The 15,600-nt window shown below is 68.8% G+C and carries 10 protein-coding genes; 7 read left to right on the forward strand and 3 right to left on the reverse strand.

Annotation, left to right across the window (positions count from 1 at the left end):
- The first annotated feature begins 128 nt into the window (after positions 1 to 128).
- The 3 genes from ABRP18_RS05195 to ABRP18_RS05205 all read left to right on the forward strand — a co-directional run bounded on the left by ABRP18_RS05195 (position 129) and on the right by ABRP18_RS05205 (position 4,775).
- Positions 129 to 2,060 (forward strand): ABC transporter ATP-binding protein, encoded by a 1,932-nt coding sequence (locus tag ABRP18_RS05195; protein WP_061018546.1) that lies wholly within the window; start codon positions 129 to 131, stop codon positions 2,058 to 2,060.
- A complete protein-coding gene (locus ABRP18_RS05200; RefSeq protein WP_046748826.1) occupies positions 2,057 to 3,871 on the forward strand; it encodes an ABC transporter ATP-binding protein in 1,815 nt (604 codons plus the stop codon). The genes ABRP18_RS05195 and ABRP18_RS05200 overlap by 4 nt, the downstream gene beginning before the upstream one ends.
- Positions 3,872 to 3,965: 94 nt before the next feature.
- The gene (locus ABRP18_RS05205; RefSeq protein ID WP_349885660.1) at positions 3,966 to 4,775 is read left to right on the forward strand and encodes a hypothetical protein; all 810 of its coding nucleotides are present in this window, start codon (positions 3,966 to 3,968) and stop codon (positions 4,773 to 4,775) included.
- A gap of 94 nt (positions 4,776 to 4,869) precedes the next feature.
- Here the strand turns inward: ABRP18_RS05205 and ABRP18_RS05210 are convergent, their stop codons facing one another.
- Positions 4,870 to 5,328 (reverse strand): GNAT family N-acetyltransferase, encoded by a 459-nt coding sequence (locus ABRP18_RS05210; protein ID WP_058632674.1) that lies wholly within the window; start codon positions 5,326 to 5,328, stop codon positions 4,870 to 4,872.
- Between the two features lie 175 nt (positions 5,329 to 5,503).
- Between ABRP18_RS05210 and ABRP18_RS05215 the strand changes: the two genes are divergently transcribed.
- On the forward strand, positions 5,504 to 7,723 hold the full coding sequence (locus tag ABRP18_RS05215) for an NADP-dependent isocitrate dehydrogenase (protein WP_349885661.1): 2,220 nt from the start codon (positions 5,504 to 5,506) through the stop codon (positions 7,721 to 7,723).
- A gap of 84 nt (positions 7,724 to 7,807) precedes the next feature.
- Here the strand turns inward: ABRP18_RS05215 and ABRP18_RS05220 are convergent, their stop codons facing one another.
- Both ABRP18_RS05220 and ABRP18_RS05225 read right to left on the reverse strand, forming a co-directional pair.
- Complete coding sequence (locus ABRP18_RS05220; protein ID WP_349885662.1) at positions 7,808 to 9,298, reverse strand: L,D-transpeptidase family protein; 1,491 nt, start codon at positions 9,296 to 9,298, stop codon at positions 7,808 to 7,810.
- Between the two features lie 108 nt (positions 9,299 to 9,406).
- Positions 9,407 to 9,811: a RidA family protein gene (locus tag ABRP18_RS05225; protein WP_046748830.1), complete on the reverse strand. Its 405-nt coding sequence runs from the start codon at positions 9,809 to 9,811 to the stop codon at positions 9,407 to 9,409.
- Positions 9,812 to 9,836: 25 nt separating this feature from the next.
- On the opposite strand from ABRP18_RS05225, the gene ABRP18_RS05230 reads away from it, so the two are divergent.
- The 3 genes from ABRP18_RS05230 to ABRP18_RS05240 all read left to right on the forward strand — a co-directional run bounded on the left by ABRP18_RS05230 (position 9,837) and on the right by ABRP18_RS05240 (position 15,599).
- Complete coding sequence (locus ABRP18_RS05230; protein ID WP_349885663.1) at positions 9,837 to 11,054, forward strand: amino acid deaminase; 1,218 nt, start codon at positions 9,837 to 9,839, stop codon at positions 11,052 to 11,054.
- Positions 11,045 to 14,332: a family 20 glycosylhydrolase gene (locus ABRP18_RS05235; RefSeq protein ID WP_349885664.1), complete on the forward strand. Its 3,288-nt coding sequence runs from the start codon at positions 11,045 to 11,047 to the stop codon at positions 14,330 to 14,332. The genes ABRP18_RS05230 and ABRP18_RS05235 overlap by 10 nt, the downstream gene beginning before the upstream one ends.
- Before the next feature lie 79 nt (positions 14,333 to 14,411).
- On the forward strand, positions 14,412 to 15,599 hold the full coding sequence (locus tag ABRP18_RS05240) for an ROK family transcriptional regulator (protein WP_046748833.1): 1,188 nt from the start codon (positions 14,412 to 14,414) through the stop codon (positions 15,597 to 15,599).
- Position 15,600 lies beyond the last annotated feature (1 nt).

Genomic DNA, 15,600 nt, shown 5'->3' on the forward strand with positions numbered 1-15,600 from the left:
CGACCCCGGCGCGTCCGCTCTCCTAGAGCCACCCCGCCCCTTCTCCGTCGGATGCCGGACCCTGTGGGTCCGCTCTCGCATCCGTCCCCTTCCGCAACCGCTGTCCATACGAAACTCGTCTGAGAGACATGTCCTCCTCGCCTTCCGCGCAGAATCCCTCGCCTTCATCGACCCTTTCCACTCCGGCCGCACTGTGGCGCCTGAAGCCCTTCGTGAAGCCGGTCATCTGGCGGCTCGCCGGCGGTGCCGCCAGCGCGCTCATCGCCGCCGTCATCGCCCTGATGATCCCGATCGTCCTCGAGCAGATCATCAGCGGACCCGTCCGTTCGGGTGAGATCAGCGCCATCATCTGGGGTGCTGTCGCCGTGTTCGCGCTCGCCCTGGGCGAGGCCCTCATGGTATGGCTGCGACGTCAGTTCGTGCTCAACCCGGCCACGCAGGTCGAGTACAAGATGCGCACGGAGCTCTACTCGCGCCTGCAGACCCTCCCGGTGTCCTTCCACGACCGGTGGGGCTCAGGACAGCTGCTCAGCCGCATGATGCAGGACATCGGCCTCATCCGCCGCTGGCTCGCGTTCGGCCTCGTGCTACTGGTCGTCAACATCCTCACGATCATCATCGGCTCCGTGCTGCTGTTCCGGTGGCACTGGCTGCTGGGCACGATCTTCCTGGTCACGGCGATCCCGCTGTGGATCCGCGGCTACCTCTTCGAGAAGCGCTACGGCGCGCTCACCCGTCGCAGCCAGGATCAGGCCGGCGACCTCGCCACCAGCGTCGAGGAGAGCGTGCACGGCATCCGCGTGCTGAAGGCCTTCGGGCGCGGCAAGCACGCCCTGAGCCGCTTCAGCAGGCAGGCCGAGACGCTGCGCGAGACCGAGATGAGCAAGGCCGGTGCGATCGCGTCGATCTGGTTCTGGCTCGACCTCATGCCGCAGATCGCGTTCGGCCTCAGCCTGATGTCCGGCATCTGGCTGATCTCCGTCGGGCAGATCGGCGAGGCGCAACTGTTCGCCTTCTTCGCGATGGCCGTCGTGCTGCGCTGGCCCATCGAGTCGATCGGCTTCCTGTTCTCGTTCATGCTCGATGCGCGCACGGCGACCGACCGCGTGTTCGACATCTTCTCGGAGACCAACACCATCACCGACCCCGAGCACCCGGTGCACATCGAGAACCCGCGCGGAGAGCTCACGTTCGAGAACGCGCACTTCCGCTATCAGGACGCCGGCGCGCACGAACGCGACCTGCTCGACGGCATCGACCTGGTGCTGCGACCAGGGGAGACCATGGCGCTGGTCGGTCTCACCGGCAGCGGCAAGACCACCCTCACCACGCTGCCCACGCGTCTGTACGACGTGACGGGAGGCAGGGTCACCCTCGACGGCGTCGACGTGCGCGACCTGCCGCTGTCAGAGCTCCGTCGGCACATCGCCATGGCGTTCGAAGACGCGACGCTGTTCTCGGCGACGGTCCGGGAGAACGTGCTGCTCGGTCGTGCCGAGCTCGACGTGCACGGCGAAGAGGGCGAGCGTGTGCTGCGCGAAGCTCTCGACGTCGCTCAGGCCTCGTTCGTGGATTCCCTGCCAGACGGCGTCGAGACGGTGATCGGCGAGGAGGGGCTCAGCCTCTCCGGCGGTCAGCGCCAGCGGCTCGCCCTCGCCCGTGCGGTGGCGGCGAATCCGAAGGTGCTCGTGCTCGACGACCCGCTGTCGGCGCTCGACGTCGACACCGAGGCCCTCGTGGAGGAGGCGCTGCGGCACGTGCTCGCCGACACCACCGCCCTGATCGTGGCGCACCGCCCTTCGACCGTCGCGCTCGCCGATCGCGTCGCCCTGCTCGAGGCCGGTCGCGTGACGGCGGTGGGCACGCACTCCGAGCTGCTGAAGACCAGTCGGCACTACCGTCATGTCATCTCCAGCCTCGAGGCGGAGGAGGCGGCGCGCACCGGGACGATCCCGGTGATCCGCGATGAGCAGTCCGAGATCGATGAAGAGGTCCGTGCGGGCCTCGGGATCCAGGCCGCCGACGAAGACCCCATCACCGAGAAGGAGGTGCAGCGATGAGCTCCGCCATCACCGGAACCAGGAACGAGGATCGTTCCGAGTACACCCGCGAGGAGAGCAGGGAGATCCGTCGTCGATCCCTCCGACTGCTCGGATCCCTGGTCAGCCCCTTGAAGCCGAGGATCGTGCTCGCCGCCGCGGTGCTGGTCGTGTCGACCGCGCTCCAGGTCGCCGGCCCCATCCTCATCAGCCTGGGCCTCGACCGAGCGCTGCCTGCGGTGATCGAGCGTGCCGACTGGATGCCGACGTTCATGATCGGAGGCATCTACCTGCTGGCCGGTGCCCTCGCTGCGGTGCTGATCGCCTGGTACGTGATCATCGCGGCCAAGCTCACGCAGGCGGTGCTGCTGGACCTGCGCAAGCGCATCTTCCTGCACACCCAGCGCCTGAGCCTGGAGTTCCACGAGTCGTACACGTCGGGGCGCATCATCTCCCGTCAGACCAGCGACCTCGACTCGATCAAGGAGCTGCTCGACGGTGGCCTGAACGAACTCGTCTCCGGCGTGCTCTTCGGGCTGTTCACCTTCATCGCGCTGTGCTTCTGGGACTGGCAGTCGGGCCTGATCCTGGCGATCGGCGGAGTGCCGCTGTTCTACCTGATGCGCTGGTTCTACTCGCGCTCGCAGCTCGTCTACCGCGAGTCGCGCGTGATCAGTGCGAAGGTGATCGTGCAGTTCGTCGAGACGATGACCGGCATCCGCGCCGTCAAGGCGTTCCGCAAGGAGCCGCGCAACGACAAGGCGTTCCAGGAGATCGCTGGCGACTACCGCGACGTCAACCGTCGCTCGATGCTGCTGTTCGGCACGTTCGAGCCCGGCCTGATGGGCGTCGCGGCCCTCGTGCTCGGCATCGTCGTGCTGTGGGGAGGCATCCGCGTCTCCGAGGGTGCGCTGACCGTGGGTGTGCTGCTGTCGGCAGTGCTCTACGTCCGCAACTTCTTCGCGCCGATGCAGGAGATCGCGATGTTCCTGAACTCCTATCAGTCGGCCACGGCCGCGCTGGAGAAGGTCTCGGGCGTGCTCGAGGAGGTGCCGACGGTTCCCGACCCCGAGAACCCCGTCGACCTGTGGGAGTCCCGTGGGCATGTCGAGTTCGACGAGGTGACCTTCGGATACAACGGAGAGAAGACGATCCTCCCGAACTTCTCCCTCGACATCCCGGCGGGGCAGACGATCGCCCTCGTCGGAACGACCGGCGCCGGGAAGTCGACGCTCGCCAAGCTCATCTCGCGCTTCTATGACCCCTCCCAAGGGCGGGTCACGCTCGACGGCGTCGATCTGCGGTCGCTGCACCCGAAGGACCTTCGCCGCGCGATCGTCATGGTCACGCAGGAGGCCTACCTGTTCAGCGGCACCGTCGCCGACAACATCGCGCTCGGCAAGCCGGATGCGACGCTCGACGAGATCAAGGCCGCGGCACGGGCCGTGGGCGCCGACGGGTTCATCTCGTCGCTGCCCGACGGATACGGCACCGATGTGAACAAGCGCGGTGGTCGGGTGTCGGCGGGGCAGCGTCAGCTCATCTCGTTCGCCCGGGCTTTCCTCGCCGACCCCGCGGTGCTGATCCTCGACGAGGCGACGGCTTCGCTGGACATCCCATCCGAGCGCTTGATCCAGGATGCGTTGCAGACCCTGCTCAAGGACCGCACGGCGATCATCATCGCGCACCGCCTGTCGACGGTCGCGATCGCCGACAGGGTGCTGGTGATGGAGCACGGCCGCATCATCGAGGACGACACTCCCGCTGCCCTGATCGGCGGTACCGGCAAGTTCGCGCAGCTGCATGCGGCCTGGCAGGAGACCCTCGTCTGATCTGCCTCTTCCGGTCGCGATATGACAGCCGTCTGGCGCAGTTGAGCTGTCATATCGCGACCGGAAGTCGTCTGCGTCTGGGTAGCATCGAGGTATGGACCCCCTGCTGCTCGTCGCCGAGTGGTGGTGGATCGCGCCGACGGCAGTCGCCGCGGGAACGGTGGGTGTGATGGGAATGCGACGTCGCAACAGCACGGTGAGCGGACGCAGGCTCGCGGTCGATGCCGCCCGCCACGATCTGAGAGAGGCACAGCTGGTCGCCGCCGAGCGGCGCACCGCGTGGAAGATCGCGCGCGCCGACCTGGCTCGCGTCACGGCGGAGCGGGCGGCCCAGCGAGCGACGCCCGAACAGGTGGCAGGGGCTCGGCGGATGCTGAAGGAGCGGGAGCGCGATGCGAAGGCCGCGTCGGCCGATGTGCGCGCGCGCCAGGTGCGGCTGAACGCGGCTCGCGCCGCCGTGCCTTCCGCGGCGGAGCCGCGCCCGATCGAGCGACTCCACGCCGCGCATGACGCGGTGACGGCACGCTGGATGCGTTACGAGACCGACCCCGCTCTGCAGATCTCCTATCCGGCGATGACCGACGTGAAGTCCGCGGAGACGGCCGCATACTTCCGTGCCGCCGGACACGCGACGGAGATGCGCCGCGCGGCCTCCGGACGCATCACCCCGGCTGAGTTCGCCGCCTATCGTGACGCTGTCGCCGAGCTCGAGCGGGCGTTCGAAGCCGCCGAACACGCCGCGAAGGTGCACGCGGGGGAGGCGCCGGCGTGGCAGGACGCCGCTCAAGACATGCTGAACCGTTCCGCCGAGGCCATCGATCGCGCTGCCGGAGCGGCCGCGGCCGCTCTCTCATCGTGGACGAGCCGGCGGAAACCCGGGGGCACCCCCGACGACCGTTCCTGAGAACCCGCCAGGGCTGTGAGAGCGCTCCCCCGAAGGGGAGTGAAGGGCGACGAGGTCTCGATGGGGGAGGGGATTCGAGACCCCGCCGCCCGGTCTAGGATGTGACCCGGATCTCGGCGATGACCTCGCCGTAGGCCGTCTCCCCGACGGGGGTGAAGCCGACGCGACGGAAGAAGGCCTCCGGGCCGTCCTCGCCGGCTTCGTAGATCACGTTGACGTGGTCGACTCCGCGTTCACGCGCCTCGTCGATGAGCGCCTCGACGGCGAAGCGGCCGACGCCGCGACCCTGGTCGTCCGCGTCGACGTTGATGCGCCACAGCACGGAGCGGAAGTGCTCCTCCGGGGCCTCGTCGTCGAAGTTGGCGCTGACGAAGCCGACGACCTCGTTGCCGTCCAGGATCACCCGCTGCCAGGAGGTCTGCGGGTTGATGACGGTCGCGGCGATCCCGTACGAGACCGGAGCGAGGAACTGCTCCTGTCCGGGCTTGAGCGACAGGTTGTTCACGGCGACGATCGTCGCAGCGGAGAGTTCGACCATGCGCAGTTCGGACATGGACCCAGGCTAACCCCTCCGGAGAGGCGGGACACGTTTCCGACGAAGATTTCGCCTCTCTGTGGCCGTTCGTCGACATGGGGTGGTCGGCGGTCGCAGGCGCGGACCACAGGGCCAGACCGGCTCAGGTATCTTGGTATCGAGACAAATTTCCCCGCGAACGGAGTACCTCCCGGTGACCGACGACGCCATCATCTACACGTACACAGACGAGGCACCGGCGCTCGCCACCGCCTCGTTCCTCCCGATCATCCAGGCATACACCGGCCAGGCCGGCATCGAGGTCGAGACGCGCGACATCTCGCTGGCCGGACGCATCCTCGCCGCCTTCCCGCAGAAGCTCACTCCCGAGCAGCAGGTGGGTGACGCTCTCGCCGAGCTCGGTGGCCTCGCCACCCTCCCCGAGGCCAACATCATCAAGCTGCCGAACATCTCGGCGTCCATCCCGCAGCTGAAGGGTGCGATCGCCGAGCTGCAGAAGCAGGGCTTCGACATCCCCGACTTCCCGGACGAGCCGACCTCCCTGGAGGAGAAGGACGTCCGCGCCCGCTACGACCGCATCAAGGGCTCCGCAGTGAACCCCGTGCTGCGCGAGGGCAACAGCGACCGTCGCGCACCGCTCGCGGTGAAGAACTACGCCAAGAAGCACCCGCACCGCAACAAGCCTTTCGCGGACGGCTCGAAAACCCGCGTCGCGACCTTGGGCCACGACGACTTCAAGCACAACGAGCGCTCGTGGGTCGCGGCCCACGACGACGTCCTCTCGTTCCGTCACACGGCGCAGGACGGCACCGTCACGATCCTCAAGGAGGGCCTCAAGGTCCTCCCGCGTGAGATCATCGACGCCACGTTCCTCTCCGCGAAGGAGCTGGACGCGTTCCTCGCGGAGACGCTCGAGGCGGCCAAGGCCGACGACGTGCTCTACTCCGTGCACCTCAAGGCCACGATGATGAAGGTCAGCGACCCGATCATCTTCGGTCACGTCGTGAAGGCGTTCTTCAAGGACGTCTTCGACCAGTACGGCACGCAGCTCGCCGAAGCCGGACTCAGCGCGAACGACGGCCTCGGCTCGATCCTTGCGGGGCTGTCGAATGTCGCCGGTGGCGAGGAGATCGCTGCGGCGTTCGACAAGGCCATCGCCGAGGGGCCGCGCCTGTCGTACGTGAACTCCGACAAGGGGATCACCAACCTCCACGTGCCCAGCGATGTCATCGTCGACGCGTCGATGCCCGCCCTCGTCCGCAACGGTGGGAAGCTCTGGGGCAAGGACGGCGAGGAGGCCGACACGATCGCGGTCATCCCGGACTCGTCCTACGCGAGCGTCTACCAGGCCGTCATCGACGATGTGATCGCGAACGGCCCGCTCGACCCCGCCACGATCGGTACCGTCCCGAACGTGGGTCTCATGGCGCAGGCGGCCGAGGAATACGGCAGCCACGACAAGACCTTCGAGATCGCGGCGGACGGCATCGTCCAGGTGCTCGACAGCGAGGGCACCGTGCTCATCGAGCACGAGGTCGGCAAGGGCGACATCTGGCGCGCGACGCAGACCAAGCACATCCCCGTCATGGACTGGGTCAAGCTCGCCGTGACGCGTGCACGCGCGACCGGCGACCCCGCCGTGTTCTGGCTGGACGCGAACCGCTCGCACGACGCCCAGATCATCGCGAAGGTGCACCAGGGCCTCGCCACGCTCGACACCAAGGGCGTGACGATCACGATCCTCGCGCCGGAAGAGGCCACGCGGTACACGCTCGCCCGCATGCGTCACGGGCTCGACACCATCTCGGTGACCGGCAACGTGCTGCGTGACTACCTGACCGACCTGTTCCCGATCCTCGAGGTCGGCACGAGCGCCAAGATGCTCTCGATCGTGCCGCTGCTCGCCGGTGGTGGGCTGTTCGAGACGGGTGCCGGTGGTTCCGCTCCCAAGCACGTGCAGCAGCTGGTCGAGCAGAACTACCTGCGCTGGGACTCGCTGGGTGAGTTCTTCGCGCTGGCGGCTTCGCTCGAGCACTTCGCCGACCGCACGGGCAACGACAAGGCCCGTGTGCTTGCGGAGACGCTGGACGCCGCGACCGGAACCTTCCTCGAGGAGGACCGCTCGCCCGGCCGTGCGCTCGGCACGATCGACAACCGCGGCAGCCACTTCTACCTCGGCCTGTACTGGGCGAAGGAGCTGGCAGCGCAGACGAAGGATCCCGAGCTCGCTGCGGCCTTCGCGCCGATCGCCGAGAAGCTCGCCGCGAACGAGGAGGCCATCGTCTCCGAGCTCAACGCCGTGCAGGGACAGCCCGCGGAGATCGGCGGGTACTACCGTCCGGACGAGAAGCTGGTCGAGGCCGTCATGCGCCCGTCCACGACGCTGAACACGATCGTCGACGCCCTGCGCTGAGACGAGGGAAGGGGGCGGATGCTTCGGCATCCGCCCCCTTCTTCGTGTTCGGCCCGTCTGCCCGAGCGAGCGCGGAGCGCTTCGTCAGTAGTGGACGGAGACCTCGAGCCCCTTGGGGGACCAGTCGTAGACGTACTTGGCGAGGTCGATCGGCAGGTTGACGCAACCGTGGCTCATGCGCTGGCCGAAGTTGTTGTGCCAGTACGTGCCGTGGAAGCCGATGTTCGGAGCGAACCAGGTGATCCAGGGCACGTCCTTCGTGCAGTACGGGGCGCCCTCGTAGCAGCCCATGTCCTGGATACGCGTGTGCGCGAACACCTTGAAGTTGCCGGTGGGCGTCAGAGTCCCTGGCAGCCCGGTGGACACGGCCCACGAGTTCACGACAGCGCCGTTCTCGTAGAGGACGGCCCGCTGCGAACTGAGGTTGATGTCGATGCGGCGGAACAGGTTCACCGTCTCGAAGGGCGTCTCGGTGACCGAGAGCGCGAAGGCTCCGTTTCCGGCTGCCAGCTGCTCGGCGAACTGGTCCGCGATGCCTGACGTGTCTCCCAGCGCTCGACCGGTGGCACCCTCCTGCTCCGCACGGAGCACGGTGCCGGCGGAGTCGACGATGTTGGTCGCGTTGACCGGCGCGCGGTCGACGACGGAGGGGAGACTGTCCACGGTGGCCTGGATCGCCTGGGGGTCGGCCTTGATGCTCAGCTGTCCGTCGTCATCGACGACCGTGAGCCAGGAGGCGGCGACGGCGGGATCGACCGGGACGGTCCGCTCCTCGCCGACGTAGAAGCCGACGGTGGGAAGCATCGTGTTGAGAGCGGTGGCGGTGGCGGTGGCGTCGTCATCGGAGACGGCCGGCGCGGCTTCCGCGGCGTCTCCCGAATACTCGAGCGCGCTGCGACCCTCTCCGACGGCTGCCGTGAAGGCGGCGTTGAGGTCGGCGAGGTCGATCCCTGTTCCGGCCTCTGCCGGTGTGATCACGAAGGTGCCGCTGGCGGCATCGAAGACGACACCGGCATCCACCGGGTCGTCGAAGCTGGTCGGCACGGAGCCGCGCAGCGCAGCGTCCGCCTTCGCGGTGTCGAAGGCGATCTCCGCGGGGACGGGGTCGCCCATCCAGGCGCCGAGGTTCCACAGCGGGTGCTCCGCGAAAGCCTTGTCGGCGAGAGCGGTGGCGTCGACGTCCGCACCGAGGTCGGCGCCGGTGAGGACGGTGCCGTCTCCCGCGCCGGTGAGCGTGATCTCGGTCTGAGCGAGGCGGGCGTCGATGGCGTCGGCGGCGGCACCAGGGGTCATCCAACCGACCGGGATCCCGGCGACCGTGGTTCCCGGTGCGATCAGGATCATCGACGCGGCTCCGGCGCCGAGCGCGACGACTCCCAGCCCGAGGCCGATCCAGAGGCCGAGGCGACGTTTCTTGGGGGACGGTTCGATCGGAGCCCAGGCGAGCGGCTGGTCACCGGTGGTCGGCGGGACGGTCTCCGTGGGAGCGTCCGTCGGCGCGAGCACTGCAGTGGGCGCGGAGTCGTCTCCACGCGCCTCGGCTGCTGCGCCCGGCGCAGAAATCAGATCGGTCACGAACTTCACCCCCCGGCTCTCAAACGTGTCCTGACGTCCAATGGTACGGGATGGGAGGTAACGGGGAGGCAACGGTCCGTGATAACGTGCCTCCCCGCAACGCAGACGTCAGTCGATGATGGCGATGCCGTCGATCTCGACGAGCATCTCCTCGCGCGGCAGGCCGGTGAAGACCGTGGTGCGCGACGGCAGGACGCCGTTGGTCGTGTGAGCGGTCACGAAGGCGCCGTACGCGTCGTTCATGATGGGGAAGTCCTCGCGCTTGGTCAGGTAGACGCGCAGCATGACGACGTCGTCGAACGTCGCGCCGGACGCCTCGACGATCGCCTTCACGTTCTCGAGCGTGCGGGTGGTCTGGGCAGCGACGTCCCCGGGGTGCAGGTACTCGTTGGTCTTCGGGTCGACGGGTCCCTGGCCGGAGACCTGCACGAACGGGCCCTTGCGGATACCCTGCGAGAAGGTGTGGGCGGGGGCGGGGGCGGCGTCGGTGGAAACTCGGATCTTCGCGGTCATGCCGCCAGCCTAGTAGCATTGTTAGATGCCTCTACAAATTCCGGATCCCGTTCTCGGCACCTGGACGAAGGGCTTTCCTGCGCACGCAGCGGGACTCCGCCTCTCGCAGGTGGGGGATGCGGATCTGCATCTCTCCGACCTGGTGACGCCGGTGCTGACGGTGCACGAGGGCGCCCTCGCGCACAACGAGGAGACCGTCTTCGCATGGGCGAGGGAGCGCCGGGTGCTCCTCGCACCACACGGCAAGACCACGATGGCTCCGGCCCTCTGGCAGCGACTGCTCGACGCGGGAACATGGGGGATCTCCGTGGCGACGCCCTGGCAGGCCGAAGTCGCCGTCGACGCGGGCGTCTCGACCGTGCTGATCGCGAACGCGGTCACCGATCTCACTGCGGTGCGTCGCCTGGGGGCACTGCTCGCAGCCGACCCCGACCTGCGCGTGCTGTGCTGGGCGGACTCTCTCGAGGGAGTGGCCATCCTCGCGCGGGGGATGCACGATGCCGCGCGTCCGCTCGATGTCTTGGTCGAACTCGGCGGCGCGCACGGCCGCACGGGCGCACGGAGCGTGGAGGAGGGCGAGCGGATCGGGAAGGCCGTCTCGGACGCATCCGGGCTGCGCCTCGCCGGCGTCGCGGGATACGAGGGGCCCTTCGGTCCCGATCGCTCCGATGCCTCGGTCGCCGCCGTCGACGCGTACCTGCAGACGCTCGTGGATCTGCACGCCCGACTGGAGTACCCGCACGGTCTCCGTCCGATTCTCAGCGCGGGAGGCAGCGCCTTCCCTGATCGGGCGGCCGCCGTCCTCGCAGCCGCCGGGGACGAGGTGGACGTCGTCCTGCGTTCGGGGGCGTTCCAGATCCACGACGACGGCTTCTACTCGCGCATGTCTCCGTTCGGACCGCTCGTCGGCACCGCGCCTCTGCGCTCGGGGATGCACGCCTGGTCGCGGGTGGTGTCGCAGCCCGAAGACGGCCTTGCGCTCCTCGACGCCGGACGGCGCGATGTGCCCTTCGACCTGGATCTGCCGATCCCGCAGGGGGTGCGGGGGGAGATCACGGCGCTGAACGATCAGCATGCGTTCCTGAGCCTCACGGGCGATGACACGGTCGCGGTGGGCGATGTCGTCCGTCTCGGGCTCTCCCACCCGTGCACCGCCTTCGACAAGTGGAGGGTCGTCGCCGTGATCGACGACCCCGATGCCGCCGATCCGCGCGTGATCGGGGCGGTGGCGACGTGCTTCTGAGTGCCGAGAAGGCCGCCGCCGGACAGGTGCGGGTGTACCGCGGAGCCACCGTCATCGACGGGACGGGGGCGCCCCGGTACGTGGCCGACGTCGCGGTGGAGGGCGCGAGGGTCGTCGCCATCCTCCCGGCCGATGCGGTGAATCCTGAACTCGAGCTCCCCGAACTCGAACTTCCCGAGGGCGCCGTGGAGGTCGCGGCAGAGGGACTCGTCCTCGCGCCCGGATTCATCGACATGCACGCGCACAGCGAGCTCGCAGTGCTGAGCGGCGCGGCGCACGACGCCAAGATCCGCCAGGGTGTGACGACCGAGGTGCTCGGTCAGGACGGCCTGGGCTATGCGCCCCTCGACGATGCGGCGGCGGCGATCATCCCCGCGCAGATCGCCGGGTGGAACGGAACTCCGTCCGACGTGCCGTGGCGGACGATGGGCGACCTGCTCGCGGCGATCGACGCCGCAGCGGTCGCGAACGCCGCCGTCCTCGTCCCCCAGGGGAATCTGCGGATGATGGTCGTCGGCCACGAGAACCGTCGAGCGACCGCTGCGGAGCTCACCGCGATGGGGGAGATCCTGGGTCGCGCGCTGGACGCGGGAGCCTTCGGGATGTCGAGCGGCCTCACCTACACGCCGGGGATGTACGCGGACACGGCGGAGCTCGAAGCGCTGTGCCGCATCGTCGCCGAGCGAGGAGGCTACTGGGCGCCGCACACCCGGAGCTACGGGGGAGCGGCGCTGGAGGCCTACCGGGAGGCGCTCGACATCGGTCGTCGCACCGGGTGCCCCGTGCATCTCACACACGCGACGATGAACTTCGCCCCGAACCGCGGCCGCGCCGATGAGCTCCTGGCCTTGATCGACGAGGCGATCGAGGACGGTGTCGACGTGACGCTCGACACGTACCCGTATCTGCCCGGCGCCACGACGCTCTCCGCTCTGCTGCCGAGCAGGCTGGCGGAATCCGGCGACCTGCTCGCTGCCGTCTCCGAGCTCGACGAAGCGGGCAGGGAGGCCGTCCGCGTGGAACTGGAAGACGTCGGCTGCGACGGATTCCACGGCGAGAGGGCCGATTGGACGCAGATCCAGGTCTCCGGCACCGTGAACCCCGCCCTCTCGGGTCTGATCGGCCGCACGATCGCCGAGATCGCGACCACGACCGGTCGCCGTGCCGTCGATGTGGTGCTCGACACGATCGTGGAGGACGCCGCCGCCACCGGAATCCTCATGCACATCGGAGACGAGGAGAACGTCCGGACGATCATGCGTCACTCGCAGCACACGGGAGGCAGTGATGGGATCCTGATCGGGGCGCGGCCTCATCCGCGTGGGCGGGGTACGTTCCCGCGGTACCTCGGACACTACGTGCGCGAGCTCGGCATCCTCACCTGGGAGGAGGCCGTCCGACACCTGTCGGGGACGCCGGCGCATCGGCTGGGACTCGACCGGGGTGACGCACCTCGGGGCGTCGTCCGGCGGGGAGCGACCGCCGACCTCGTGCTCTTCGACCCGGAGACGGTCGAGGCGGGGGCCACGTTCGACTCCCCCTTCGCACCGCCGCGCGGGATCATCGAGGTACTTGTCGGGGGAGTGCCGGTGGTGTCGGAGGGCGAGGCGACGGGGCGGACCCCCGGACGCGCACTGCGGATGCCGCCCCCGCCGCATCGCGCCACCGTGCCGCACATGGGTGCCCGCATCGATCCGGTCGCCCCCGGATTCGCGTGGACGGAGCGCACGCCGATCCTCTCGGCCCCTGAGCTCGTCGCCGCTGCCGCCCGGCTGGGCGGTCTCGCCGGCGCGGGCGACGCCGAACTCCCGCCGATCCGACTGATGGTCGACGAGAACCTCGGCGCTGAGGCCGCGGCGCGAGGACGTGTCGGTGACGAGGCCTTCCGGGTGAGCGTGAGTGCAGCCGGAGTCGAGATCAGAGGAGCGAGCCCCGCCGGCGTGTTCCGCGGTGCCACCACTCTGCGGCAGCTGCGGGATCCGGACGCCGCATCGGCCCACATCCCCGCCGGAGTGTGGGAGGGAGCGCCCGCGTACAGCTGGCGAGGGACGATGCTCGACGTCGCCAGGCACTTCCGGACCGTCGACGAGGTCCGTCGTCTGGTCGATCTCCTCGCCGATCATCACCTGAACGTGCTGCACCTTCATCTCACAGACGATCAGGGGTGGCGCTTCGAGGTGCCCGGCTTCCCCCGGCTCACGGAAGTGGGCGCGCGACGGGAAGCCACCCAGCTCGGACACGGCCCCTTGTCCACCGTGGAGCCGGGAGTGCACGAGGGCTTCTACACGACAGCGGAGCTGCGAGAGCTCGTCGCCTATGCGCGAGAACGTTTCGTGACGCTCGTGCCGGAGGTCGAGCTGCCCGGACACATCCAAGCGGGTCTCGCCGCGTATCCGGAGCTCGGCAACGTCGACGTCGGAGAGCCTGTGCTGTCTGCATGGGAGCGCTTCGGGGTCAATCCGCGCACCCTCGCCCCGACGGACGAGGCCCTGGCCTTCGGGTTCGCCGCGATCGATGCTCTCTGCGATGCGTTCGACTCGGAGTGGATAGGCATCGGCGGTGACGAGGTGCCGGTGACCGAGTGGGAGCAGAGCGCCGCGGCGGCCGAGCGCATGCGACAACTCGGACTCGAGTCTGCACACGACGTGCAGCCGTGGTTCACGGAGCAGTTCGTCGCGCATGTCCGCGGACGAGGCCGCACGGCACTGGCCTGGGACGAGGTCCTCGAAGGCGACGTGCCCGAGGGCGTGCGCATCCTCGCGTGGCGGGGTCCCGCCGCGATGCGTGAGGCGCTGCGGCTCGGCATCGAGGTCGTCGCGTGCCCCGACCTCGAGGTCTACCTCGACTACCCGCAGTCGGAGTCGGAGGAGGAGCCGATCAGAGTGGGCCCGCCTCTCACGATCGAGCGCGCGTACTCCCTGCGTGTCGAAGACGGCGCTGTGGGCGGGCAGGCGAACGTGTGGAGCGAGCACCTGCCCACCAGGGACCGCGTCGACTTCGCGATGTTCCCTCGACTCGCCGCGATCGCGGAGCGTCTGTGGGACGGCGGGGAGCCGGGACCCTACGCCGACTTCGAGCGGCGTCTGCCGATGCACCTGCGCCGGCTCGCCGCAGCGGGGGTGCGGTATCGTCCCCTTGACGGGCCGGAGCCCGAGCAGCGCCGTCCCGGCGTGCCGGGCAAGCCGCTCACGATCGAGGCGCGGGAGCAGATCGTCGCAGGCCTGGTCGAGCGCCTCATCGGGCGCTCGCGCACGGTCGTCGTCGACGATCGAAAGTAATGTAACGTTTCGGTAACCCTGCCAGCGCGTCCGCGGGCAGAGGTTGCGCAAATTTTGTTCGTAAGGTCTACTAACAAACATGTCCGTTTCGGATGAACAGCGTTCCGCATCGCCGTCAGAGTACGCCGGTGCGAATGCGCACGCCTTCGGCCCGGGGCGCCACCTGCGCTCGCGATCAAAGGTGCTGCCAGAGCATGCGCGCGGTCACAACCGTGCACTGGTGCTGCAGACGCTGTACCACGCGGGGGCGATGAGTCGCGCCGACCTCTCCCGGGAGACGGGCCTCACCCGTGTCACCATCTCCGACCTGGTCGCCGAGTTCATCGCCGATGGGATCGTCATCGAGATGGGCGTCCGTGAAGCGGTGGGGCCGGGCAAGCCGCCCATCCTCATCGACATCGATCGCTTCGGCCATCAGATCGTCGGCCTCGATCTCTCCGGCCCCGACGCCTTCACCGGGGCGGTGCTGAGCCTCGACGGAGACGTGCTGGAGCGGCGCGAGGTGCCGCGTCCGAAATCCCCCGACGGGGAGGCGGCATACGCGGCGCTGCGGGAACTCGCACAGACGCTGGTCGAGGCCTCGACTCAGCCGCTGCTGGGCGTCGGCATCGGCACCCCGGGTGTCGTGCGTCCCGACGGGCTCGTCCTGAGCTCTCCCAACCTCGGCTGGACGAACTTCCCGCTGGAGGCGAAGCTCGGCGTCGATCTCGACCTTCCGGTCCTCGCCCGCAACGACGCCAACGCGGCGGTGCTCGCCGAGTACACGTTCGGCGAGGCGAAGGCCGACTTCATGCTGATCAAGATCGGCAAGGGTGTCGGCGCCGGCCTCATCACCGGCAGCCAGCCTCTGCTGGGCAGCCGCTTCGCCGCGGGAGAGATCGGTCACGTCGTCGTCGGTACCGACGGGGGCCCTCGCTGCGCGTGCGGGAAGGACGGCTGTCTCGAGGCGTGGCTCAGCGTGAGTCGGCTCGAGGCGGCGATCGCCGCTGATCCCGAGGCACGCGATGAGATCCTCCGCGATGCCGGGACGCGGATGGCGATCGCGACCGCTCCGATCGTCGCTGCCCTCGACCTCTCCGAGGTGGTGATCTCCGGTCCGGCGGAGCTGCTCGACGGCATCTTGATCGAGGCCGCAATCGCGACGTTGCGCGCGCGCACCCTCGAGGGCGTGTTCGAAGACGTCGTCGTGCGGTTGACGCACCAGGAGGACATCGTCCTGCGCGGCGCTGCGGTCATGGTGCTCTCGGGACAGCTGGGAGTGTCGTGAA

The organism is Microbacterium sp. WHRI 7836, from assembly GCF_040223885.2.
GTDB lineage: Bacteria > Actinomycetota > Actinomycetes > Actinomycetales > Microbacteriaceae > Microbacterium > Microbacterium oxydans.